The sequence below is a fragment of the Roseburia sp. 499 genome, from assembly GCF_001940225.2.
Taxonomy (GTDB): Bacteria; Bacillota; Clostridia; order Lachnospirales; family Lachnospiraceae; genus Petralouisia.
In genome coordinates, this window is the sequence record NZ_CP135164.1 from 655,951 (window position 1) to 678,888 (window position 22,938).

Annotated in this window: 23 protein-coding genes; 15 read left to right on the forward strand and 8 right to left on the reverse strand. The window is 37.0% G+C overall.

The annotated features are described in order from the left end of the window. The first annotated feature begins 142 nt into the window (after positions 1-142). From BIV20_RS03375 to BIV20_RS03395, 5 genes are all read left to right on the forward strand, one after another. Positions 143-1,774 (forward strand): MutS-related protein, encoded by a 1,632-nt coding sequence (locus BIV20_RS03375; protein ID WP_075718061.1) that lies wholly within the window; start codon positions 143-145, stop codon positions 1,772-1,774. Positions 1,775-1,912: 138 nt separating this feature from the next. Beyond that, entirely contained in the window at positions 1,913-2,563 is a 651-nt protein-coding gene (locus BIV20_RS03380; protein ID WP_075718063.1) for a GTP pyrophosphokinase, read from the forward strand. A 64-nt stretch (positions 2,564-2,627) separates the two neighbouring features. Continuing rightward, positions 2,628-3,455, forward strand: a complete 828-nt coding sequence (locus BIV20_RS03385; protein WP_075718065.1) for an MBL fold metallo-hydrolase — start codon at positions 2,628-2,630, stop codon at positions 3,453-3,455. Positions 3,456-3,471: 16 nt separating this feature from the next. Next, positions 3,472-4,260, forward strand: coding sequence for a threonine/serine ThrE exporter family protein (locus BIV20_RS03390; protein WP_075718067.1), 789 nt, complete (start codon positions 3,472-3,474; stop codon positions 4,258-4,260). Further along, on the forward strand, positions 4,257-4,721 hold the full coding sequence (locus BIV20_RS03395) for a threonine/serine exporter family protein (RefSeq protein ID WP_075718069.1): 465 nt from the start codon (positions 4,257-4,259) through the stop codon (positions 4,719-4,721). Before BIV20_RS03390 ends, BIV20_RS03395 begins: the two co-directional genes overlap by 4 nt. Here the strand turns inward: BIV20_RS03395 and BIV20_RS03400 are convergent. The 4 genes from BIV20_RS03400 to BIV20_RS03415 form a co-directional block, all read right to left on the reverse strand. Next, positions 4,683-5,258 carry a helix-turn-helix domain-containing protein gene (locus tag BIV20_RS03400; protein ID WP_075718071.1) on the reverse strand — a complete coding sequence of 192 codons (576 nt, stop codon included), beginning with the start codon at positions 5,256-5,258 and terminating at the stop codon, positions 4,683-4,685. The two genes, BIV20_RS03395 and BIV20_RS03400, sit on opposite strands and share 39 nt — an antisense overlap. Positions 5,259-5,354: 96 nt before the next feature. After that, positions 5,355-6,665, reverse strand: coding sequence for an alpha-amylase family glycosyl hydrolase (locus BIV20_RS03405; protein WP_075718073.1), 1,311 nt, complete (start codon positions 6,663-6,665; stop codon positions 5,355-5,357). Positions 6,666-6,703: 38 nt separating this feature from the next. Beyond that, positions 6,704-7,510 (reverse strand): pyrroline-5-carboxylate reductase, encoded by an 807-nt coding sequence (proC, locus tag BIV20_RS03410; protein ID WP_075718075.1) that lies wholly within the window; start codon positions 7,508-7,510, stop codon positions 6,704-6,706. A gap of 130 nt (positions 7,511-7,640) precedes the next feature. Then, positions 7,641-8,435 carry an enoyl-CoA hydratase-related protein gene (locus tag BIV20_RS03415; RefSeq protein WP_075718077.1) on the reverse strand — a complete coding sequence of 265 codons (795 nt, stop codon included), beginning with the start codon at positions 8,433-8,435 and terminating at the stop codon, positions 7,641-7,643. A 340-nt stretch (positions 8,436-8,775) separates the two neighbouring features. On the opposite strand from BIV20_RS03415, the gene BIV20_RS03420 reads away from it, so the two are divergent. From BIV20_RS03420 to BIV20_RS03445, 6 genes are read left to right on the forward strand one after another with little or no spacing between them, the layout of a single operon-like run. Further along, positions 8,776-9,201 (forward strand): hypothetical protein, encoded by a 426-nt coding sequence (locus tag BIV20_RS03420; RefSeq protein WP_075718079.1) that lies wholly within the window; start codon positions 8,776-8,778, stop codon positions 9,199-9,201. A gap of 4 nt (positions 9,202-9,205) precedes the next feature. Next, complete coding sequence (locus BIV20_RS03425) at positions 9,206-9,541, forward strand: hypothetical protein (protein WP_075718081.1); 336 nt, start codon at positions 9,206-9,208, stop codon at positions 9,539-9,541. A 13-nt stretch (positions 9,542-9,554) separates the two neighbouring features. Then, positions 9,555-9,860, forward strand: coding sequence for a hypothetical protein (locus BIV20_RS03430; protein ID WP_075718083.1), 306 nt, complete (start codon positions 9,555-9,557; stop codon positions 9,858-9,860). A 44-nt stretch (positions 9,861-9,904) separates the two neighbouring features. Beyond that, positions 9,905-11,602 (forward strand): hypothetical protein, encoded by a 1,698-nt coding sequence (locus BIV20_RS03435; RefSeq protein ID WP_075718085.1) that lies wholly within the window; start codon positions 9,905-9,907, stop codon positions 11,600-11,602. A gap of 25 nt (positions 11,603-11,627) precedes the next feature. Further along, the gene (locus BIV20_RS03440) at positions 11,628-13,541 is read left to right on the forward strand and encodes a leucine-rich repeat domain-containing protein (RefSeq protein WP_075718087.1); all 1,914 of its coding nucleotides are present in this window, start codon (positions 11,628-11,630) and stop codon (positions 13,539-13,541) included. Between the two features lie 44 nt (positions 13,542-13,585). Then, complete coding sequence (locus BIV20_RS03445) at positions 13,586-15,532, forward strand: leucine-rich repeat domain-containing protein (RefSeq protein WP_075718089.1); 1,947 nt, start codon at positions 13,586-13,588, stop codon at positions 15,530-15,532. A gap of 156 nt (positions 15,533-15,688) precedes the next feature. On the opposite strand, the gene tnpC is transcribed toward BIV20_RS03445, so the two are convergent. The 3 genes from tnpC to BIV20_RS03460 form a co-directional block, all read right to left on the reverse strand. Further along, on the reverse strand, positions 15,689-17,293 hold the full coding sequence (gene tnpC, locus BIV20_RS03450; RefSeq protein WP_075720359.1) for an IS66 family transposase: 1,605 nt from the start codon (positions 17,291-17,293) through the stop codon (positions 15,689-15,691). Between the two features lie 280 nt (positions 17,294-17,573). Then, positions 17,574-17,936 (reverse strand): IS66 family insertion sequence element accessory protein TnpB, encoded by a 363-nt coding sequence (gene tnpB, locus BIV20_RS03455; RefSeq protein WP_075720361.1) that lies wholly within the window; start codon positions 17,934-17,936, stop codon positions 17,574-17,576. Then, the gene (locus BIV20_RS03460) at positions 17,926-18,312 is read right to left on the reverse strand and encodes a hypothetical protein (RefSeq protein ID WP_075718093.1); all 387 of its coding nucleotides are present in this window, start codon (positions 18,310-18,312) and stop codon (positions 17,926-17,928) included. The genes tnpB and BIV20_RS03460 overlap by 11 nt, the downstream gene beginning before the upstream one ends. A gap of 217 nt (positions 18,313-18,529) precedes the next feature. Between BIV20_RS03460 and BIV20_RS03465 the strand changes: the two genes are divergently transcribed. The 3 genes from BIV20_RS03465 to BIV20_RS03475 all read left to right on the forward strand — a co-directional run bounded on the left by BIV20_RS03465 (position 18,530) and on the right by BIV20_RS03475 (position 21,473). Further along, complete coding sequence (locus BIV20_RS03465; RefSeq protein WP_075718095.1) at positions 18,530-18,976, forward strand: MarR family winged helix-turn-helix transcriptional regulator; 447 nt, start codon at positions 18,530-18,532, stop codon at positions 18,974-18,976. Then, the gene (locus BIV20_RS03470) at positions 18,973-20,337 is read left to right on the forward strand and encodes an MATE family efflux transporter (protein WP_075718097.1); all 1,365 of its coding nucleotides are present in this window, start codon (positions 18,973-18,975) and stop codon (positions 20,335-20,337) included. The genes BIV20_RS03465 and BIV20_RS03470 overlap by 4 nt, the downstream gene beginning before the upstream one ends. Positions 20,338-20,447: 110 nt before the next feature. Continuing rightward, positions 20,448-21,473: an alpha/beta fold hydrolase gene (locus BIV20_RS03475; RefSeq protein ID WP_143524492.1), complete on the forward strand. Its 1,026-nt coding sequence runs from the start codon at positions 20,448-20,450 to the stop codon at positions 21,471-21,473. Here the strand turns inward: BIV20_RS03475 and BIV20_RS03480 are convergent, their stop codons facing one another. After that, a complete protein-coding gene (locus BIV20_RS03480) occupies positions 21,474-22,052 on the reverse strand; it encodes a TetR/AcrR family transcriptional regulator (RefSeq protein ID WP_075718099.1) in 579 nt (192 codons plus the stop codon). It abuts the gene before it with no gap. Positions 22,053-22,195: 143 nt separating this feature from the next. On the opposite strand from BIV20_RS03480, the gene BIV20_RS03485 reads away from it, so the two are divergent. Next, a complete protein-coding gene (locus BIV20_RS03485; RefSeq protein WP_075718101.1) occupies positions 22,196-22,915 on the forward strand; it encodes a PadR family transcriptional regulator in 720 nt (239 codons plus the stop codon). Positions 22,916-22,938: the final 23 nt, after the last annotated feature.

Consider the following 22,938-nt stretch of genomic DNA (forward strand, 5'->3'; position numbering starts at 1 on the left):
TTTTCCAAGAGCTATTGTACCGTTAGTGTATGATAGCTCTTTTTTTCTGCGGTGTAGGAATAGGTTAGCTGGTTGACAAAAACACAAGGATGTATTATTGTATTAAATAAATAATACAATAATGAGTGTGGAGGGAAATAGAATGGAAGCTATTGTAGTTGTGATATTTATGGTTGTGGCGTATTTTGTAATCAGTAATTACAACCGTATCCAGTGGGAAAAAAAGAAGCGAAGGGAAATAAGAGAAAGATTTGGAAAAAAACCGGAACATAAGGAGAAGGATACAAAAAAAATTCGACTTTATCTGGATAACCGGAAGGAAGAGGCTAATGTAGATGATATTACATGGAAAGATTTGTCCATGGATGAAATATACTGGCGTATTAATAACTGTGTCAGTTCTGCCGGAGAGCAGATTCTGTATGATACTATGCATAATACAGAAAAGTCTGAGGAAGAATTGGAAAAATTGGAGAAGTCTGTGCAGTACTTTTCAGAAAATGAAGAAGAGAGAAATCGGGCATTGGAGTATTTGCAGCAGATAGGGAAAAAGGAAGCTTCTTATTATATTTTTCCCTATATGGAGTCGATTGAAGAAAGTAAAATAGGATGGAAAAATGTATATAGAATTTTACAGATTTTACCAATTTGTTTCTTAATTGGGTTTTTGACATCTAGGAATATAGTTTTTGCAGGATTTCTTGCAGGAAATATTATTCTTAATGTCGTAATATATGCAGCAATGAAAATGCGCTATGAAACAAATCTTGCAATGCTTGGAACATTAGGTTCTGTGTTAAAGGTAGGAAAAGCGCTGAATAAGTTGGAGTGTGAAGAAGAGTTTTGTCATAGTCTGAAAGAACCTCTGCAGATTTTAGGGAAAATTGGGAAAACGATTGAAAGGATGCAGTCGGTAAGAGATTCGATGATGTCAACGGAGTTTGGAGTTTTGGGCGATTATCTTCTGGGGGCGACACTGTGGCACCTGACCGCATATGATAAGAGCATTGATATGCTTGTTCGATATCAGAAAGAATATATTGAAATTTTTGAAGCAATTGGTAACATTGATATGGTTATCAGTATCGCATCCTTTCGAAAGAGCATTGATTTCTATACTACTCCGGAGTTTTGGGAGAAAAGAGAGATTCAACTGGAAGAAGCTTATCATCCGTTAATTGAAGAACCGGTATGTAATTCTATGGTTTGGAGAAGAAATTGTATTATTACAGGATCCAATGCTTCTGGAAAATCCACATTTATTAAAGCTGTAGCAGTAAATGCAATTTTAGCACAGACCATTCACACCTGTATGGCAAAGAAAATGCAAATGCCGCATGCTGACGTTGTTACTTCTATGGCAGTTCAGGATGATATTATGGCAGGAGACAGTTATTTTATCAAAGAAATCAAGTATCTAAAACGAATGTTAGAACAATTGAATGCAGACAGATGTACCATTTGTATTGTTGATGAGATTTTAAGAGGAACCAATACCAGAGAAAGAATTGCAGCATCAGAGGCGATTCTGGAGTATCTGACAAAGGAAAATTGTCTGGTTATGGTAGCATCTCATGATCAGGAACTTACGTTATTGCTTCAAGAGCAATATGATAACTATCATTTTAGCGAAAAGATAGGAGAACAGGACATTGAATTTGATTACAAATTATATTCGGGACCAGCTACTTCACAGAATGCAATACGGTTGTTAGAATATGTAGGTTTTCCTAAAAAAATTATTGCAGATGCAAAAGTGAATGCGCAGATTTAAAAATGAAAAGTTTATAAAATATGGTAAAAATTGAACTTTTTCACCTAAAATATGATATAATGTACATAAAAGTAATCAGCAGTGCTTTTATGTGCATTGCAAGTTTTATGAACACAAAGGTGGAAAGAAGGAAAAGAAATGGACACACCTGTTACATTTAATGAAGATGTAGATAGTTGGAAAACAGTTATGTTTTTATATAATTCAGCTTTAAAAGAAGTTGGAACAAAGCTTGAGATTTTAAATGATGAATTTCAGCATGTACATAGGTATAATCCTATTGAATATATTAAGTCAAGAATTAAGTCTCCGGAGAGTATTGTAAAGAAGTTAAAACGTTCCGGATATGAAAGTACGATTGATAATATGGTTACTCATGTAAATGATATAGCGGGAATTCGTATTGTATGTTCTTTTACATCTGACATTTATAGATTAGCAGAAATGATTGGAAAGCAAAATGACCTTACGGTAGTTTCTGTTAAGGATTATATCAAGAATCCAAAGGATAGTGGATATAAGAGTTATCATATGTTGGTAACCGTACCAATTTTCTTGTCAGACCGAGTGGTGGATACCAAGGTTGAGATTCAGATAAGAACCATTGCAATGGATTTCTGGGCAAGTCTCGAACATAAGATATACTATAAGTTTGAAGGAAATGCGCCGGAGTATATCAGTCGTGATTTAAGAGAATGTGCGGGAATTGTATCTATGTTGGATGCAAAGATGCTTTCATTGAACGAAGCGATTCTTCAGGCAAAGGAAGCACAGGAAGAGACACAATAGAATAATCAGTTTGCTAAGGGGGTCCTTTTAGGAGCCCCTTATTTAGAGCATAGGAGAAAAGGGTATGAAAATAAGTATTTTAACGGAAAATACAGTATATAAGAGAGGGTTTATCGGAGAACATGGATTGTCGCTATTGATAGAAACAGAAGGCAAAAGATTTCTGTTTGATACGGGGCAGACAAGAGTATTTGTAAGAAATGCCAGGACTTTGAAAGAAGATTTGACAGAACTTGACGGCATTGTTTTAAGCCATGGACATTATGACCATTGTGGTGGATTGGGAAATTGGATAGAAGAGGAAGCAAAGATGTTGTCCTGTCCGGTATATGTCAATTACCGGGCATTTGAAAAGAAATATACGAAGAATCTCAAAAATAATGAGATGCGTTATATTGGTATTGATTGGGAACCGGAAGTGTGTGGAGAACAGTTAACATTAATACAAGAAAGAAAAAAGCAAATAGCAGAAAATGTTTTTTTATTGTCAGAAATTCCATATTGTGTTCCATTTGAACCGAAGCCGAAAGTGTTCTATCAAGATGAGTTAGGAACAATTTTGGATAATATGGCAGATGAACAGATTATGGTAATTAGGGAAGAAAAAGGACTTTATGTATTTGCAGGGTGTGCACATCCGGGGATTATAAATTGTCTTTCCTATGTAAAGGAAAGTTTTCCGGGAGAGCGTATTTATGGGATTTTTGCCGGAATGCATTTAAAAGGTTGTGCCAAAGAGCGTCTGGAAATGACGATTCAGGAATTGAAAAAAATAAATGCAGAAATTATTGTACCGATGCATTGTACCGGAATCCTTGGGATTGCGGCAATAAAAGAGCAACTGGGAGATAATTGTATCTTAGCAGAGGCAGGAAAAGTAATTAATGTATAAAAATAGGAGATAGAAGATGGAAAACAGGCAAGATAGCAAAAGAATTCTAAATCTGGCTATATCCACAGGAGAAGTATTACTGAAAAATGGAGGAGAAATCTACCGTGTGCAAGAAACGGTGGGACGTATTCTGGAAGCATATGGAATAGAAGATTACAATGTATTTGTAGTTACCAATGGCATATTTGCAACGGTTCATGAAAAGGAAGAGGATGCCAGTAGTATGGTACGGTATGTGACCATTGGGGAGGTAAATCTTCAGATGATAGAAGACATCAATCAGTTGTCTCGTGAAATATGCGAAGGAACATGTGATTTGGAACAGGCATATGAGCGGTTAGAAAACTATAAAAGGAAGAAACGGCCGGCAGGATGGGTACGAATTCTGGCATGTGGTATGGGTGGAGCCAGTTTTTGCTATTTGTTCGGAGGAAGACCTTATGATAGCGCTATCTCATTTCTTTTAGGGATGCTTTTGGAGATTTTTTTGCTTACTGCCTCAAAGCATCATACATCTAAGTTTATTTTAAATATCATAGGAAGTGTCATTGTAACAGCAGGAAGTTTGGTGTTATATATGGCAGGAACGGGAATCTGGTTTGATAAGGTTATTATTGGGGGAATTATTCCTCTGGTGCCGGGAGTGGCATTGACTACGGCGATTCGTGACCTATTTGGAGGGGATTACCTTTCCGGTAGTATTCGATTGATTGACGCTCTCTTAACTGCGATGTGTATTGCTATCGGCGTGGGTGCTGCAATCAAGGTATTTCAATTTGTAACAGGAGGTGCCGTATTTTTATGATAGATCAGATTATAGTATCTATGTTGGCAACGCTAGCATTTGTTATTTTATTTAATGCACCCAAAAAAGAGTATATTTTTTGCGCGATTACGGGATGTGTAGGGTGGATGTCATACCTGCTGTTTTTAAATATGGGAGCAGGTGTTGTAATGGCGTCTCTTTGGGCTACCGTGATTTTGACGTTATTGGCGCGCATTTTATCTGCGATACGAAAAACACCTGTTACCATTTTTCTGGTGACAGGTATCTTTACTTTAGTACCGGGAGCAGGAATTTATTATGCTTCCTACTATTTGATTATGAATGATTTGGCACAGTTTACTGCCAAAGGAATAGAAACCTTTAAGATAGCAGGGGCAATGGTACTTGGAATTGTGTTTGGACTTGCATTGCCCCAGAGTTGGTTCAACCAACTTGGAAAATTAACGGAGAAAAAAAGCAATAACCATACAAATGACTAATGTAATTAGTGCCGAACCAATTACACACAGTATATTCTGGTAAGGACGTTTTACACGTTCATAACCTTTTTCTGATTCAGACAGTTTTTTGCCTTCTGAGAAAGCAACAATTTCTTTATAAGTCTGGATGTCATGTGCTTTTTTCTGTTTTTCAATTCGGAGGGCATAATACATAGTAATGATAAATAGTAATGCCCATATTCCTATTCCGATAAAATCTAAGAAAAGGAATAGAGGAATTGCTGATACTACAACTCCTAATAATAAGAAACTAAAAATGGCACCATCATGATTAAATTGTTTTACGTCCTCTGCTTTAATTTGTTCTTTCATTTCTTCCAAATCTCCTTTTACTAGAATATCAAGAGAGGTATCAAAAAGAGAACTTAGCAATAAAAGACTTTTGATGTCTGGATAATTCTTATCATTTTCCCAGTTTGAAATTGTCTGGCGTGTTACGAATATTTTTTCTGCCAAATCATCCTGTGATAAATTTAATTCAAGTCTGTACTTTTTTATTTGTTTGCCAATTTCCATCTTGTATCTCTCCTTGGTTGTATTCTATTATAGGGAGTTTGTTTTTGCTATCAAAACTGTTTTACATTGCCTATTTTCGGGCATGTCAAAAGTATTTTACACTTCGCATTTCCAGAAATATGCGCTATAAGGAGGCAGTTCACTTCCGCCACCAAAGTCATGTTTTTCTCCGGTAATCAAATCAACAGCAGTACCACATCCGGCATCAAAATGGGCTGTATAAGCTTCGCTGTCTGCATTGATGGCAACCAGAACACGTTCCTTTTCTGTTTTTCGTTCAAAAATGCATTGCTTATTTGTTAATACAACGGAGCGGAAAGAACCGTAATTTAAAGCATCAGATGATTTTTTCGCAGTAGCGAGTTTGGCAATCCAGTCAGTCAGTTCGTTCCATTCCGGTTTTTCTATTGCTGGACGAAGAGCGGGATCGCCCTGACTCTTGTCGCCTTCCAGTCCCCATTCACTGCCGTAGTAGACACAAGGAATGCCCGGCATACCGAAACACAAAGCATAAATCAGTGGAAGATGTGATTTGTTGGTCAAAATACTTGCAACACGAGAAACATCATGGTTATCTACGAAACTCAAAAGATGTTTTCCTCTATAAATAGTCCAGTCTTCCGGGCCGAATTGACGTAGCAGAGAGTGGTTGATTTCAAACATGTTCATGGAGTTGAAACTGGAGTAAAGACCTTTGTAACACTCATAGTTGGTAGCAGAGTGGAGCATCTGGTCGTTCATCAACTGATTGTAGTCTCCATGGAGCATTTCCCCAACCAGGAAAAAGTCTTGTTTTAAGCTGTCACAATGGTTTCTCAGTCTGCGGACGAAGTCATGGTCAAGGCAGTATGCCACATCCAGACGAAGTCCATCAATATCCCAGTTATTTACCCAGAAGGTAACACTGTCCAGAAGGTAACCGATGACTTCTTCATTTCTAAGATTTAATTTTACGAGGTCATAATTGCCCTCCCAGCCTTCATACCAAAGGCCGTCATTGTAGTTAGAATTGCCGTTAAAGTCAATGTGAAACCAGTCTTTGTAAGGTGAAGATTCACGATTTTTTACGACATCCTGAAAAGCGAAAAATCCACGTCCGGCATGGTTGAAAACACCGTCCAGAACAACGCGTATGCCAGCTTCGTGTAGTGCATCACAAACTTCCTTGAAATCATCATTCGTTCCGAGACGGGTATCTAACTTCTGATAATCTCTGGCATTGTAGCCATGGGTATCAGATTCGATAAGCGGAGAAAAATAAATGGCATCAATGCCTAATTTTTCCATATGAGGAATCCAATCCTTGATTTTTAGAATTCGATGTTCCAAAACTCCATCATTTTCAAAGGGAGCACCACATAGTCCTAAAGGATAAATCTGATAAAAAACACTTTCATAAGCCCACATAATTTTCACAATCCTTTCTGTTCGCAGTATTGCTGCGACTATTTACTCATATCTTTTGATTTTTTTGTACATGCTCTTTGTGCTGAAATAACAGCGTTTCGTAAGCCCTTTTCTTCTAAGACAGCAACCGCTTCAATGGTAGTTCCGGCAGGGGAGCATACGGCATCCTTCAGTGCTCCCGGATGAGTTCCGGTTTCTAAGACCATTTTAGCAGAACCAAGAACTGACTGTGCTGCGAACTTGTACGCTTGCGCTCTTGGCATACCGTCAGCGACAGCAGCATCTGCCATAGCTTCAATAAACATATAGACATAGGCAGGAGAGGAGCCGGATACACCGGTTACGACATCCATCAAAGATTCTTTCACAACTTCACATTTTCCAAAACTGTTAAAAATGTCGATGGCAGTAGAAAGTTCTTCTTCTGTTACATTATCATTGACGCAAAGTGCGCTCATAGCTTCGCTTACCAGTGCCGGTGTGTTTGGCATAGTACGAATTAGTTTGATTGGGTGTCCAAACAGGGATTCAATGGTAGCAATCGGCTGTCCGGCAGCGATAGAGATGATTAGGGCATCTTTTTTCACTTTGTCTTTGATTTGTGGAATTACTTCCGGAAAAAGAAATGGTTTTACCGCCAGGAAAAGAATATCTGCTGTTTCAGCAGCTTTTCCGTTATCCTGAGTGGTATGTATTCCGAAACGTTCCGCCAGAGAAGAACAGGTTGCGGTTGTTTTGGCAGTGGCAGTAATCTGGTCCTTTGATGCGAGTCCGGAGTTGATAATGCCTCCGATGATGGCGCTTGCCATATTTCCGCCACCAATAAAAGTAATGTTCTGATTCATAATGGAGCCTCCTATTTTGTAAAAAAATAACTAATAATATCATAGCAATAGTAAAAGAATTGTGCAAGAGGTAAAAAAAGAAGGTATCTCGACTCGAAAGCGAGATACCTTCCAAAGTAATCATAACTTATTAGAAATCTGTTAAATCAGCAGCTCTTCTCTCTAAGAAAGCAGTCATACCTTCTGTCTTATCATGAGTAGAGCAGGTAATACCAAACAAGTTAGCTTCCATTTCAACAGCGTTCTTGATATCCATGTCGTATCCGTTGTTGATAGCAGCCTTTGCGATAGATACAGCGTAGCTTCCTTTAGAAATAATCTTAGCAGCCATTTTCTTAGCAGTATCCATCAGTTCTTCCTTAGCAACAACTTTGTTTACCAGACCGATTCTGTATGCTTCGTTTGCATCGATGTTGTCACATGTGAAGATTAATTCCTTAGCACGTCCCATTCCTACCAGACGAGCAAGTCTCTGAGTTCCACCGAATCCTGGGATAATTCCAAGACCTGTTTCAGGCTGTGCGAAAGTTGCGTTGTCAGCTGCGATACGGATATCACATGCCATAGCGATTTCACATCCACCGCCTAAAGCGAATCCGTTAACAGCAGCGATAGTTACCTGACGCATATTCATTAATTTGAAGAATGGTTCAGCAGCTCTCATACCGAAAGCACGTGCTTCAGCAGCGGAGAAGTTCACCATTTCAGCGATGTCAGCACCAGCTACGAAAGATTTGTATGGGTTATCCTTTTTGTCAGGACCACCTGTTAAAATAACAACTTTAACGTCGTCTCTAGCTTCAATTTCAGATAATACAGTATTCAATTCATCCAGAGTTTCACTGTTTAATGCATTTAATGCACCAGGTCTGCTGATAGTAAGGACAGCAATTTCGTTTTCCACTTCTAACTTTAAGTTATTCATGTGTAAACCTCCTAATAAAATATGTAGTTTAATTGTTCACGGATTGCCCGAAAATATAGGACAAAACATAATTTAACTATATAACTTTGATAAAAATTTGTCAATATCTGGGGCAGATATTTTCAGGACATTTGACTTTATTATGATAAAGAATTATAATGATGAAGTTATATGCGAGGGAAGATATAAATATTAAATAATTAAGAGGGTTCAATGTCTATTGTTCAATAGATGGCTAATTCTGCAAAATATCAAAATGAAACGAAGAAAAATTATTGACCTTGCATAGTGTAGTAAAAAGAGTGGGTGAAACCCTGCAATATAGCAAGGAGGCATGAGGATGAATGAAAGAGAAATTGTGCGCAAAATAAAAGAGTATGAGAATAAGATTAGCGATTTGAGTGATGAAAAAAATCACCTGATTAATGTAATTGATGAATTAGATACTTCGAGGATTAGTATTAGAGCTAGAAAAGAGAATATGGAGGGAGTATTTTGTAATCGAGTTGCAAGTTTTGAAAAGTTATCGGTATATCGCAGCAGAGGTGTAACTAAGATTTCAGAAAAAATGAAAGAATATAATTCTATTTATTCTAGTAGCTCTTATGTATGGAAAGCGATTCAAACAATTCAAAATTTGATTGATGATATTAACAGAAATGTAGAGAAAAGAATGGATAGGGTTTCGGAAATTGATTCTTATATACAACGGTACGAAGAAAAAATTAGGATATTGAAACAGAAAAAAGCAAGAATGGAAGGGTGATATTATGCAAGGAATGGCATTTACAGCAGCAACAACATACAATTTAAAGCTTCAGGAGGATGAATATGAGAAATTGATGACTTTGTATAGTGAGTTGGGAGATTTAGTGGATGAAAAAATGGAAACGTATATAAAATTTCTTAGTGAAATGACCAATGAATCCATTGTAAAAGGAGCATTGCATGACAAATTACAGATATTTTTAGAGGCAGTACAGTTATATCAAAACACATTTAGTAATACGTGCAAAGAAGTAGTAAGCAAACTTGAACAATTTATCATTAGTATTGATGAGCTGGATGAAGATATATATGGAGCTGGTTGCAATACAATTCGGTAGAAGGGAATAGAGCATGTTGGACAAAATCAATATAAAACTGGATAAATACAATGAAGTGCTAAATAAGTATAAAGGGATAGAATCTATGGAAAATATCAATAATAAAATAAAAGAAATAGAAAATGTATTGATAGAGAGTACGGGTGAAAGTGCTGAAGTGATATCAGAAACAAATGAAATGTTGCAAATGGTAATAGATATGATTTCTGTATTGTTTAGTAATACATACGAAACGTTAAGCAGTTCATACCAGGAATATGCATATATGGATAATGTTGAAAAGACCAGATGGGATGTAATGACTGAACAGGTAAAATAGAAGAATGTGTTGTAAATATTTGTAAATAGAAATGAGGAAGAGGAATGGGAGTTTTAAAAGATTTTTCACAAGAGGCATATGATGAGATTAAAGAGTGCATAAAAAGTAATGATGAATGGGCGGTTATTGATTTCTTTTCAGATATAGTAAATTATGAGAATTTGGACTACGATAATTATTATCCGGAACTAAAACAATATGCCGAGAAGTATGTGGAACAGAATAATATAACCCAAAGTGAATTGGATACTATATTTCTGAGTGTAAATGCGCAAGATGAAGTCTGTGAAAAACGATTTCAAGATGAAAAGGTGGAGTTTGAGAGTTTTTACAATGGGATAAAAGCACTTGCGGGACTTATAGATAAAAAATCTCTTAATGGAGAAAATATAACTACTTTGTCAACAGCAGAATTTCAAGATAAAGTACAGGGAAATATGAATGCTGTTAGAGAACAATTAATTAGCTATTATGCAAACTCTTATTATACAGTATGCGAAAACGAAACGATTATATTTGACTGGTCAGCCATACAGTATGCGATGCGCAAGGATTTAAATCAATTATCAGAGGAGGAGCTGATTGCATTATCAACAGTATTTTTTCAACTTTATTCTGAAGACGAAGAAACCAATTTAGCTAATATTGAAGAAATGTTGCGTGCTGGTTACGGAAAAGTTGATATGGAAGATTGGTCTTTAGAAAATTATACTACTCTTGACTGGGAACATATTTGTCATGGCGTAGGTCTGACAGACACATTTATTGCGGCATTTTCATTGTATAATGAGGAGGTTAATGCCGTTGACTATCAGACTATAATGACAGATAGATGTAGTGAAGATGAGGAAAGAAAAAAATTATCACGGTATTTTCAAAATCAATTTGCAATGTCTTCATTATTTGCAACCTTTATAAAGAACAATGCCACCATAAATGTTCCTTATGGCGAAGAACATAATAATTTTGTATTGCATTGCGACGAGGTGAATGGAACGTTGAAATCAGTATATGTTTGCTTGAAAGATATACCGATTGATATATCCTATATAAGTTTGGGAAATTATAAGGATGGTTCTTATGCGTATGATGTTACAGTAGAAAGTGGACGAACGAATGATGGTACATATATGGGAGAAAAGGACATAAATAAATTCCAGGTATATGGAATGGTTGATTATAGTAATATTTCAAAGGTTTTTGATTGGAGTACGACTGAAACATTCTCTTGTTGGTTTGAGTCAGAGAAGGACGAAGTATGCAGCAATGAAGAAATTTTTAAAAATAAAGGTGAAGGAATTGCCTGGGATAAGATAAAGGGAAATGCAATAGAATATATTGGAGGGAATTTGGCAAAGGCGACTCCGATAATTAATCTTGGGTGTGAGTTACTTGGAGATTGGTATGATAATCGTCAAGCAGAGGCGCATAATGCAACGATTGATGCTAGAATAGCTCAAGGATGGGAGCAGAATGAGTATAAATCAGAATTAATGGATTTAGCAAATAAGTGTTGTATCAACATGCAGGTAACATGTCAAAACGGAGAGTTTTATTTGGAGAGATATTCTATAAATGAGGGGGATTCGTATAATGGATTAACGAAGAACTTAGAGGATTATAATGCAGGAGTGAGTAAGAACTTTAAGTTAACAATAGGAGATATCGAGGCATATCTTAACGGAAGTACAGAAAAAGAAAATCTTATTGAAAAATATTTATCAAATTTTAATCCAAATTAGATGTAACAATGGAAGGAAGAGAGGAATGAAAAAGAAAAAAATAATCTGCATCACACTGGCTGTTATCGTCATCGCATGCATAGCAGGATATATTATTATTGGTCAGATAAAAAAGAAAGAAGCAGAAGCTGCAAAAGCAAATTTCATTGAGATTCCAGTGGGAATTGAGGTAAATGTAGAGGTAGGTGAAGATGGCAAATTGAAGAAAGATGCTGTTGATTTGGTGAAACTTATCAGTATTGACAAGTTGGATGAGAGTAATTATAAAGAAGTTGCAGCCCTTGTAAATAGTTCTGTAAATATTGAGAAACTGGAATTAAATTTGCATAGTGGATATGAAGTGGATATGAAGTATCTGTCCTATTTCAATCTAGCGAATAAGGAGTTAGATGTAACTATTGGGGGATATGATGAGAGAAGTCTCCAAGAGTTAATAGAGATAAAGCAGATAGGAACACTTGAAATTTATCCTAAAGATTATAATTATAATTCGAATGCTACCTATAATTTAAACTGTAATCAATTATCAAATGTAAGAACATTGGAATTATACTCTCTGATAGTCAATGAAAAAAGTGGAATTAATACAATGACAAGGTTACAAACGCTAAATATGACTCAATGTGAGGTTAACGGATTTGGAGACTGTTCCGGAATGGATGCATTGGAGAAGATTGAGATGATTGGTGTATCTGGTGAGGACTTCACAGGAATCGCCAATGCACCAAATGAAATGGAATTTTATATTGAAATGAGTGGGATTGAACAGAAAGCATGGGATAGTTTAAGAACATCAAAAATAGCATTGCTTACAATTAAAGATACTTCCATAGAGAGTTTTGAGTTTACAGAAGATATGGATGTATTAAAGAAGCTAAATTATTATTTTGATGAGGAATGTGCAGATCTTTCAAAACTACAGAAATTGGATTATATTTCTCTTTTTTCAGATGAGATAAAGCAGGAACATGCAGATATGTTAAGTCAGTTAACCAATATAAAGGGAATAGGGTTGAACGGAAATATTCTTATAGAAGATTATTCAGGGATACAGAAGTTACCACAGATAAAAGAAGTAACTATATATACAGAAAGCGATGTGCCTTTAGCAGCACTGGGAAATATGCCACAACTGGAAAAACTTTATCTAGCTAAAGGTAAAGTAGATAACATATCGATGTTAGGGAACTTGACAAAATTGAAAGTCTTGGATGTTTCTGAAACAGAGGTGAGTGATATATCAGTGTTAAGTAACATGCCGGATTTAGAAGAACTATATATAGACGATACAGAAGTAAGTGATATATCAGTGTTGAGCAATCTGACAAAGTTAAAAGTATTAAATATTTCTGGTACAGAAGTAAGTGATATATCAGTGTTAAATAATAAGACAGAACTTAAGGAATTAAGAGTTATAGATACAAGAATAAGTGATATATCAGTATTGAGTAGTCTAGATGATTTAGAGATACTATATATGAACGGAACAGAGGTAAGTGATATCTCTGCTATTAGTAATGCAACTAAAATGCGGAAGTTAGTAATAAGTGGGACAAAAGTAAGTGATATTTCGATGGTAAATGAGATGACAGCATTGGAAGAGTTGAGGATTAACGAAACAAATGTAAGTGACATATCTGTCCTAAGAAATAATACACAACTTAGGGTGCTAGATATGGATGACACTGAAGTAAGAGATATTTCTGTATTGGCAAATATGAGCAAATTGAAACGTCTGTATATAGAGCAAACGAAAATAAGTGACCTTTCAGCGATTTCAAACTGTGCCGAATTGGAAGTACTGGTTATTAGTGGAACATCAATAACCGATTTGTCTCCACTTGCAAAATTAAAAAATTTAGATAGCGTGTATGCAAAAAATGTACAAGTAAAGGATTGGTCACCTGTTCAGCATGTGAGAATAGTGGACATTCAATAATAGGATTTGTATTTAGAAAAAAGGGAAGACTAAAAGGAAGAAGGATGAAAAAGAAAAAAGTAATATGCATCACACTGGCTGTTATCGTCATCGCATGCATAGCAGGATATATTATTGTTGGTCAGATAAAAAAGAAAGAAGCAGAAGCTGCAAAAGCTAACATTATCGAGATTCCGGAAGGAATCGCAGTGGATATAGGCAGATCATATGAAAGAGGCCAATTGAAAAAAGAATTAGTCGGATTGGTGAAACTTATAAGTATTAATAAGTTGGATAAAAGTAATTATAAAGAAGTTGCAGCCCTTGTAAATAGTTCTGTTAATCTCAAGAAACTGGAATTGAACCTAGGTAGTGAGTATGAGCTTGATATGAAGTATCTGTCCTATTTCAATCTAGCGGATAAAGAGATTGATGTGGATATTTATGGATATGATGGAAGAAGTATTCAGGAGCTTGCAGAGATAAAACAGATAAAAAAGCTCTATATCTCGCCGGAAAACTGGGATGTATCCGAGCCAGATGCAAATGTCTTAGATTGTAATCAATTATCAAATGTAAAAACATTGGAGTTAGACTCTCTGGTAGTCAATGAAAAGAGCGGAATTAATACAATGACAGGATTACAAAAGCTAACTATGACGCAGTGCAGGGTTAACGGATTTGGAGACTGTTCCGGAATGGATGCGTTGGAGAAGATTGAAATGCATGGTGTATTTGGTGAAGATTTCACAGGAATTGCCAATGCACCAAAGGAAATGGAAATGTATATTGAAATGAGCGGGATTGAACAAAAAGCATGGGATAGTTTAAAAGCATCAAAAGTAACAGTTCTTACTATTAAAAATATGTCCATAGAGAATTTTGAGTTTACGGAAGGTATAGATGACTTAAAGAAGCTGAATTATTATTTTGAAAAGGAGTGTGCAGATCTTTCAAATCTACAAAAATTGGAGTATATTTCTCTTTTTTCTGATGAGATAAAACAGGAACATGCAGATATGTTAAGTCAGTTAACCAATATAAAAGGAATAGAGCTGAACGGAAATATTCTTATAGAAGATTACTCAGGAATACAGAAGTTACCAAAAATAAAAGAAGTTGCGATATATACAGACTACGATGTGCCTATGGAAGCACTGGGAAATATGCCACAATTGGAAAAACTTTATCTAGCTAAAAGTAAAGTGGATAACATATCAATGTTAGGGAACTTGACAAAATTGAAAGTCTTGGATATTTCTGAAACAGCGGTAAGTGATATATCGGTGTTGAGTAATATGCCGGAGTTAGAAGAACTATATATAAATGACACACAAGTGAGTGATATATCTGCACTTAGCAATTTAACAAAGATTAAGATATTAGAAGCGAAGTCAACCCAAATAAATGATATATCAGCTCTAAGTAAACTAACTGACTTGGAGAAGGTGAATCTGTATGAAACGGAGATAAATGATATATCAGCACTTAGTAATGCCGTCCTGATGAAAGAATTATCTTTAGGTGGAACGGATGTGAGAGATATTACGGTGTTAAAAAATATGATGGCGTTGGAAGTGTTGTATATCGGAGGGACGAATGTGAATGACATATCAGTCTTAAAAAATCATACACAATTCAGAATATTAGATATTGATGACACAAAAGTAAATGATATTTCCGTATTGGCTGATATGAGCAAATTGGTACGTTTGTATGCAGAACGAACCAAAATAGAAAATCTGTCAGTGATCTCTAATTTGACAGAATTGGAGTTTTTGTATATAAATGAAACTAATATAAGTGATTTGTCTCCACTTGCCAATCTGAACAAGTTGGAAATTTTGTATATTAGCGGAACGAAAATAAAGGATTTGTTTCCGCTTGCAAACTTGAAAAAATTAGATGTTGTAACAGCAGATGATGTTGAAGTAAAGGATTGGTCGCCGGTTTATCATGTGAGAAGGATAAATACTAATCAAGATTTGTATTTAGAGAAAAAAGAAGACTAAAAAGGAAATACTTATGGGAAGAAAACTCAGAACATAAAAGTTTTGGAGTTCCCATAAGTTTTTTTTTTCGCAAGTAGCGACGAGTATAAGGGTAAACGCCTCATAGTGGGTACTCACACATAGGTAGCCACTCCGAAGAGCGGCGTTATTTAAAAATTATTTTCTGCATTCCTCTGGCAGTTTTTCTGACCATGGAAGCAGATTTTCACAGAAACTTACATCACGGTCATCCATGTGTTTTGGGATTTCTGTCAAAAGATATTCAAAATAATTATAAGGCTTCAGGTTATTGGCCTTGGCCGTTTCAGCGATACTATAGATAATTGCGCTGGATTCCGCTCCGGCGATTGTATCAATCATTACCCAGTTTTTCTTGCCAACGCAGAACGGACGGATTGTCTGTTCTGCAGCATTGTTATCTAGTGGAACTTCACCATCCTCCAGGAAATATCTAAGGTACTTTTCCTGATTGAGGGAATAAGCAAACCCATTTGCAGTCTTGCTCTTGGCCGGAACCTTTAACAGGTTTTGGCTAATCCACGCAAAATAGGCATCAACCAGTGGCTTAACTGTCAGCTGGCGATGTTGTTGACGTTCCTCAGGACTTCTGTCCTTTAACGTGTTGTCCTCGCGATAAATCGCTTGAATCTGCTTGAGTGCCAGATATGCAAGTGATGATTTCTGGTTCGCTTTCGGTAAAGCTTTTACAGCCTCATCGAATCGTCGCCTTGCATGTGCCCAACACCCGGCAATCCGTAGGTCTTCTCGTTCCTTTTCAATCGTGTGATAGACCTGATAGCCATCCGTTACACACACTCCTTTAAAGTTCTTTAAGAACTCCCTGGGATGGCTTGCATTACGGGTGGGCTGATACTCGTATAGGACGATTTGTTTCCCAGGATATGTAGCTCCTGTACGGTACACCCACATATAATGTCTGGAGCCTTCGGTTCGGTTTTCTTTTGTGACCCGTACCGGTGTTTCATCTGCCTGAAGCACATGATAATCATAAAGTTTCTCATGCAGATAATCATACAGGATAGAGAGATATCTCTCAGCACATTGGATGGTCCACCGGGCCATATCTGTCCGGTCAATGGCAAGTCCCATCCTTTGAAATTCCTGTTCCTGACGGTACAGAGGTGCCGCATTTACATACTTTGCATTCCAGATGCCGGCAAGTAAGGATGGAGACACCAGACTATTTCTTAACAGATAAGCAGGATGATCCGCCTTTTTGAAATGATTATCCTTTTTTGATTTATATACACCGACATGATGTTGTTCAAGCTCCACCTTCATAGGTGTGAAACGATAGCGGTTGTAGATTTCATCATCCAGCTGATACCATCCGTCCTCGCCAAACTCGGCAACCAGTTCTTCCACGGTCATCTTATGTTCAATAGGAATGACAGGAAGGTTCCTTATATCAGCAGTACGTTTTCCTTTGGTCTTTTTTGAACGCAACTTTTCCGGAACATCTTCATCATCCAGAGCCTCTTCACCAAGTGAAGCAACCGCTTCTGCTTCGTTGAAGTAGATGATATTTCCATCGACTTCCATAAACCGGATCTGATTTTCTGTATCCAGCTTTTCGGAAGATCTGCCGAAGCGGTTGCTGTTTAATACAGCGACCTGCTCCAATAGCAACTGTAGCTTCTGATCAATGTCTTTCAGCTGCGACTGCTGTACAAGGAATAGCTGAACAAGCGTAGCCTTATCAAAGTTATTCAGTTGTTCTTCTGTATATTCCATCGCCATATTGAACCTCTTTTCTGATGGCTCTATTATAGCAGATATGGACAAAACATGCGAATATCTCTCATTTCAACTTCCGTCATAATGCCTATAGTTACAAGACTTTGTAAGACGGATATAAGGACTTATAATTCTGGCCTTTTGAAATGATTGATATAAATAACAACTGCATAGAGACAATTATGCGTGCTTATAATGCAGTTTATTGGACTTACAGATAGTGCAGATTCAGAGATTTTATGGAGTAAAACCGGCTCAAAAATTTCAGCCTTTTGCACAAATATCATGCCATGAATTCCGGTGGTTCAACCGGACGGACAGACTTCTTGGGTTCCGTTGTCAGGCCTTCCATAAGCCAGCGGAACTGCTGGGGAGTCAAAGCTTTTACTTCAGCTTCGTTCCGAGGCCAGATAAACCTGCCTTGTTCCAGGCGTTTGTACAGGAGAAGGAATCCATCCTTTTCCCATACAAGTCCTTTGATGCGATCAGATTTGCGTCCGCAGAAAAGATACAGGGTATCAGGGACATATGGATTGTTTCCCGTTTTCTGATCAATTATGGAAGCCAGTGTATCTATACCGGATCTCAGGTCGGTGTAGCCACAAACGATATACACTTGTTTGAAACAGGTAGCGTCATTTAACATGAGCAACCACCCCAAGGACTTTCGCCAGAAGAGCTGTAGATGTTTCTTCGGTTATTCTAATTGTAACTCCATTGATTTCAAGTTCTAATGCTGATGTTTCTTTGGAATTATCGGGGATAGATGGATTACCATCCGGAGCCATTACTTCCATAGGAACAGGTACGATAGCCTGTTGGGCAATGCTTTCAGGAATAACTTCAAGACAGGCCTTTCGTACAGCCCGCATACGATAATAATAATCACATTTAGTAATCGAATGATTATCACACCACTCGCCAACTGTCATTCCTGCCGGTCTGGCATTGCACTCTTGTACCATTGATGCCCATTCCTTTAATCGGACGTTGCGTGCGATGAGCGAAGTTTGAGAATTCATAGACAATACCTCCAATCAAGTATAAAAAGTTGAGCCTCAACTTTTTATACAAAAGTAAATTTGTTATGTCTATTTTCTCAAATTTGTTGGTCAAGTTCTATGTACTGACTATGAGGCGCTTACTTTGACAAGAACATTTCTTGTAGTATAATTGTTTTGAAAATAAGTTCTTTTTAGAACTGTTTTTGCTAGAACTAAAAGAAAAGGAGAAAATATCATGAATACAACAGACTTTCTGGTGAATATTCGGCGTACGATAAAGCTTCATGAAAGTATGCTAAAGGAAATTTGTGAGAAACATCAGTTGACGTTGATAGAAGCAAATATCATTAGTTTTTTGCATAATAATCCCCAAAAGGATACTGCAGGTGATATTGTGGAGTTGCGTATGTTGTCTAAGGGAAATGTTTCGGGAGCGGTGGAAAGTCTGATTCAGAAGTCACTTTTGCAACGAAAACCGGATTTGGAGGATCGTCGGAAGATACATTTGTTGTTATTGCCAAAAGCGAAGGTTATTACAGATGAGGTGGAAGCGTGTAAGAAACAATTTCAGAAAGAGATTTTTTTGGGGATGTCTGAACAGGAGAAAAAACAGTTCGAGGAATTGAACAGGCTTGTTATGGAAAATACTAAAAATGCCATGAAAAGGAGAGAAAATAAATGAGTGACAACAAGGATTTCTTAGGAAAAGAGCCAGTCGGGAAATTATTATTGAAACTGGCATTACCAACAGTAGCAGCACAGATTATAAATATGCTCTATAACATTGTTGACCGTATTTATATAGGACATATTCCGAAGGTAGGGGCTTTGGCATTGACGGGAGTGGGAGTATGCATGCCTCTGATTATGATTGTGACAGCATTTGCATCTTTAGTCGGGAATGGAGGAGCACCTCGGGCTTCTATTTTTATGGGAAAAGGAGAAAAGGAATCTGCCGAAAGGACATTGGGAAATTGTTTTATGTTGCAGATTTTGATTTCTGTGATTCTGACGGCTGTATTACTCATAGGAAATCGAAGTTTTCTCCTGGCTTTCGGAGCAAGTGAGAATACGATTGATTATGCAACCAATTACATGAATATATATGCGATAGGAACCATTTTTGTTCAGCTTACATTGGGAATGAATGCATTTATTACGGCACAGGGATTTGCAAAGACAGGTATGTTGTCAGTAGCAATTGGTGCGGGAATCAATATTGCATTGGATCCGGTATTTATTTTTGGTCTGCATATGGGCGTTCAGGGAGCAGCTTTGGCAACAGTTATTTCACAAGCATGTTCCTGTATCTGGGTATTATGTTTTTTATTTGGGAAAAAAACCATTTTAAAAATTCGAAAAGAAAATTTATGGTTACAGTCAAAAATAATTTTACCATGTCTGGCACTTGGTCTGGCAACTTTTATTATGCAGGCAAGTGAAAGCATTATTTCACTATGCTTTAATTCTTCGTTGCTTAAGTACGGAGGCGATATAGCAGTAGGCGCTATGACAATTTTAACGAGTGTCATGCAGTTTGCGATGCTTCCTTTGCAGGGAGCAGGACAGGGGGCCCAGCCTATTATCAGTTATAATTATGGAGCAAAAAATCCGGAGCGTGTGAAGGCTGCTTACTGGCTTTTATTAAAGGTAAGTATTGTCTATGCGGTGGCACTTTGGCTGTGTGTTATGATTTTTCCACAAGGATTTGCTGCCATGTTTACCACAGACGTAGCACTATTGGAATTTACAAAAAAGGCATTACGCGTTTACATGGCATGTATGTTTTTGTTTGGTATTCAGGTGGCATGCCAGATGACGTTTACTTCAATTGGAAATGCCAAAGCATCGATTGTGGTTGCTGTTATGCGTAAGTTTATTTTGTTGATACCACTGATTTACATTGTGCCTCAAATCTGGCATTCGAATCAGACTATGGCAGTGTATTTGGCAGAGCCAATTGCAGACTTTTTTGCAGTATCATTTACCGTGATTTTATTCCGGTCTCAGTTTAAGAAGGCATTGGAGCAAATAGGGCGATAAGTACGTTGAGTCTATTTTCATAAAAATGATAAAACATAAACTTGACACTGTTAAGATTGGGTGATAGTATGAAGTTAACGGTGTTAAGTTTATGCGAAAGGATTATTTTTATGAAAAGAGGAAGGAAGAATACCATCAAGCCCTTCGTGGATGAGCAGGGGAATGTTTTAGAAGGAAGTATTGCAGAAAAAATATTCATTGATGTAAATGGGGAAAAGAATGGTATGATTATTCGTGGAAAGAGTAAGGACAATCCCGTATTACTATTTATCTCCGGAGGACCGGGTGTTCCCCAATATTGGTTGAATGAGTATTATGATAATAAGTTGGAAGATTATTTTACTGTTTGTTGGTGGGATTATTATGGAGAAGGGTTATCTTATGATTCCAAGATAGAGAAAGAAGAGATTACCTTAGAAAGATTGGAAACAGATGCGGTTACTGTTACGGAATATCTCAAGGAAAGATTTTCAAAAGACAAAATATATCTGATGGCGCATTCCGGTGGTACGCCCCTTGGAGTGGCATTGGCGAAGAATCATCCGGAACTTTTTTATTGCTACTTTTCTATGGGGCAAGTGGTCCAAAATGGATATGACAGATATACCTATGGCTATCAGTTTATGAAGAAAATTTTTGAAGAGACAGGAAATACAAAGGCGATGCGTAAGATGAATTCTTTGGTAGAGGTGGCAGAAGATGGTTCTGTTACACCGAAAAATCCGGATACGATTCATGCAAAATGGGAAAGTGTATTGTTAGCAGCCGGATGCGGAACGACCAGAGAAATGCGTTCGGATGCATTTGAAATCTTTTTCCCACAAATGCAAGCAGAGTGTTATACTTTCAAAGAAAAAATAAATTACTGGCGGGGAAAAATACTTTGTACAGGTTCGCCGTATCATAAGTTTTACGTCGGTTCAAAAGAAAAAATAGAGTTTGATATACCGGTCTATTTTTTCAACGGATACTATGATTATACCTGTCCGACGCCGATGGTAGAAACGTTTTATGAAAATATTTCCGCACCGGATAAGGGGCTTTATATTTTTGAAGATTCTGCCCATAGTCCATTGTGGGAAGAAAATGAAGCTATGCTTAACATAATGCGTGAAAGGATTTCGAATGAATCCTGATTATTCATTCGAAAGGATCTGATAGATATCATTTTTCCAATTACCATCATAGATTACATTTTCCTGTGTTGCGATCAAGGCAGCACCTTGAACAGTTGCCCACATATTTATCATTTTTCGCAGCATTGATTCTTTTGAAACATTCGTCTGTTCTAAGAGGGCTATGGCATATCTGCGGAATAATTGATAAGGGGGATAGATATTTTCGCTATCCTCTAGGGAAAGATGGATTTGCAGATAAGGGGTAAAAAATAGAAAACGGAAGTAGTTTGGGTGTTCAATAAAAAAGTGAATATATGCTTCTCCCATTTTAAGGATTGCCTCTGGTGATCCTTCTTTTTCCTTTTTTATAGATGATTCTAACACCAGCATAAATTGTTCTGTTACATGTTGTTGCATAGCATGAATCAATGCCTCTTTACTCTCAAAGTGAGCGTAGGGAGCCGCCTGGCTGACATTGCATTTAGCAGCTACTTTGCGAAGAGATAAACCTTCTTCACCAAATGCATTGATTATTTCAATTCCGGCTTCAATTAAAGCTACTTTCAGATTTCCGTGGTGATATTTTTTATTTGCCAAGATATTCCCTCCTGAAGTTTTTACTATACTATAAACTTGTATCTTAACGGTGTCAAGAATTATAAAATATTTTTAAAACCGGTTGACAAAATCCAATGTTGGATATATAATAAGTCCAACATTGGATAAAGAGGTAGGAATAAATGATACGCGGAATTATATTGTACTATTTGAATATCAAGCCGACACACGGTTATGAGATACAACAATTCATTCATCTGTCTGGAATTGACCAGTGGACGCGCATACAGTCAGGCTCTATCTATTATGCACTTACAAAATTGGAGAAAGAGAAAAATATTGCGGTATTGCGTGAAGAACGTACCGGCTCCAGGGTGCGAAAGATATACCGAATTACGGAACAGGGAAAGGAAACACTTCAGAAGGAAATGCAGCAAGAACTGGCGACCCCTCTATTTCAAGTTGGTTCGTCTAAGTTTATTACTGCTCCAATTCTTTCAAGTCTTTCTGAAGAAGAGATGGAAAAAATTCTTTCAAAACATATTAAGGAGCTGCAGGAATTGCAGGAATACTGGGAAATCTGGAGTGAGAAGAAGAATACAGAAGACAAGTATGGACTGACGAAACTTAGTTTTCAAATGTCTATCGATTCTATAAAACAGCAGATAGCGTGGCATAAGGAGTTATTGCAACACCTTGATTATTACAAGAAAGAAGCCATGGCAATGGAAAGCATGATAGCATCCTTTGATGCGGATAGTATCAAGGAATTGGAGGAGTCTTCCGGAAAAGAAGAACAGTTAGAGTTGTTAAATAGTATTAAAAATGCAGTAACAGAAAATCCGGAACAGGCATTGGAGAATATCAATTTATTGATGCAGCAGATAAAAAATCAGAACTAAAAGCATGGAAACCTTGAATGGTT

Coding starts and splice junctions, on each gene's coding strand:
- BIV20_RS03375 (WP_075718061.1), top strand. CDS start 143: ATGGAAGCTATTGTAGTTGTGATATTTATGGTTGTGGCGTATTTTGTA.
- BIV20_RS03380 (WP_075718063.1), top strand. CDS start 1,913: ATGGACACACCTGTTACATTTAATGAAGATGTAGATAGTTGGAAAACA.
- BIV20_RS03385 (WP_075718065.1), top strand. CDS start 2,628: ATGAAAATAAGTATTTTAACGGAAAATACAGTATATAAGAGAGGGTTT.
- BIV20_RS03390 (WP_075718067.1), top strand. CDS start 3,472: ATGGAAAACAGGCAAGATAGCAAAAGAATTCTAAATCTGGCTATATCC.
- BIV20_RS03395 (WP_075718069.1), top strand. CDS start 4,257: ATGATAGATCAGATTATAGTATCTATGTTGGCAACGCTAGCATTTGTT.
- BIV20_RS03400 (WP_075718071.1), bottom strand. CDS start 5,258: ATGGAAATTGGCAAACAAATAAAAAAGTACAGACTTGAATTAAATTTA.
- BIV20_RS03405 (WP_075718073.1), bottom strand. CDS start 6,665: ATGTGGGCTTATGAAAGTGTTTTTTATCAGATTTATCCTTTAGGACTA.
- proC (WP_075718075.1), bottom strand. CDS start 7,510: ATGAATCAGAACATTACTTTTATTGGTGGCGGAAATATGGCAAGCGCC.
- BIV20_RS03415 (WP_075718077.1), bottom strand. CDS start 8,435: ATGAATAACTTAAAGTTAGAAGTGGAAAACGAAATTGCTGTCCTTACT.
- BIV20_RS03420 (WP_075718079.1), top strand. CDS start 8,776: ATGAATGAAAGAGAAATTGTGCGCAAAATAAAAGAGTATGAGAATAAG.
- BIV20_RS03425 (WP_075718081.1), top strand. CDS start 9,206: ATGCAAGGAATGGCATTTACAGCAGCAACAACATACAATTTAAAGCTT.
- BIV20_RS03430 (WP_075718083.1), top strand. CDS start 9,555: ATGTTGGACAAAATCAATATAAAACTGGATAAATACAATGAAGTGCTA.
- BIV20_RS03435 (WP_075718085.1), top strand. CDS start 9,905: ATGGGAGTTTTAAAAGATTTTTCACAAGAGGCATATGATGAGATTAAA.
- BIV20_RS03440 (WP_075718087.1), top strand. CDS start 11,628: ATGAAAAAGAAAAAAATAATCTGCATCACACTGGCTGTTATCGTCATC.
- BIV20_RS03445 (WP_075718089.1), top strand. CDS start 13,586: ATGAAAAAGAAAAAAGTAATATGCATCACACTGGCTGTTATCGTCATC.
- tnpC (WP_075720359.1), bottom strand. CDS start 17,293: ATGGCGATGGAATATACAGAAGAACAACTGAATAACTTTGATAAGGCT.
- tnpB (WP_075720361.1), bottom strand. CDS start 17,936: ATGTTAAATGACGCTACCTGTTTCAAACAAGTGTATATCGTTTGTGGC.
- BIV20_RS03460 (WP_075718093.1), bottom strand. CDS start 18,312: ATGAATTCTCAAACTTCGCTCATCGCACGCAACGTCCGATTAAAGGAA.
- BIV20_RS03465 (WP_075718095.1), top strand. CDS start 18,530: ATGAATACAACAGACTTTCTGGTGAATATTCGGCGTACGATAAAGCTT.
- BIV20_RS03470 (WP_075718097.1), top strand. CDS start 18,973: ATGAGTGACAACAAGGATTTCTTAGGAAAAGAGCCAGTCGGGAAATTA.
- BIV20_RS03475 (WP_143524492.1), top strand. CDS start 20,448: ATGAAAAGAGGAAGGAAGAATACCATCAAGCCCTTCGTGGATGAGCAG.
- BIV20_RS03485 (WP_075718101.1), top strand. CDS start 22,196: ATGATACGCGGAATTATATTGTACTATTTGAATATCAAGCCGACACAC.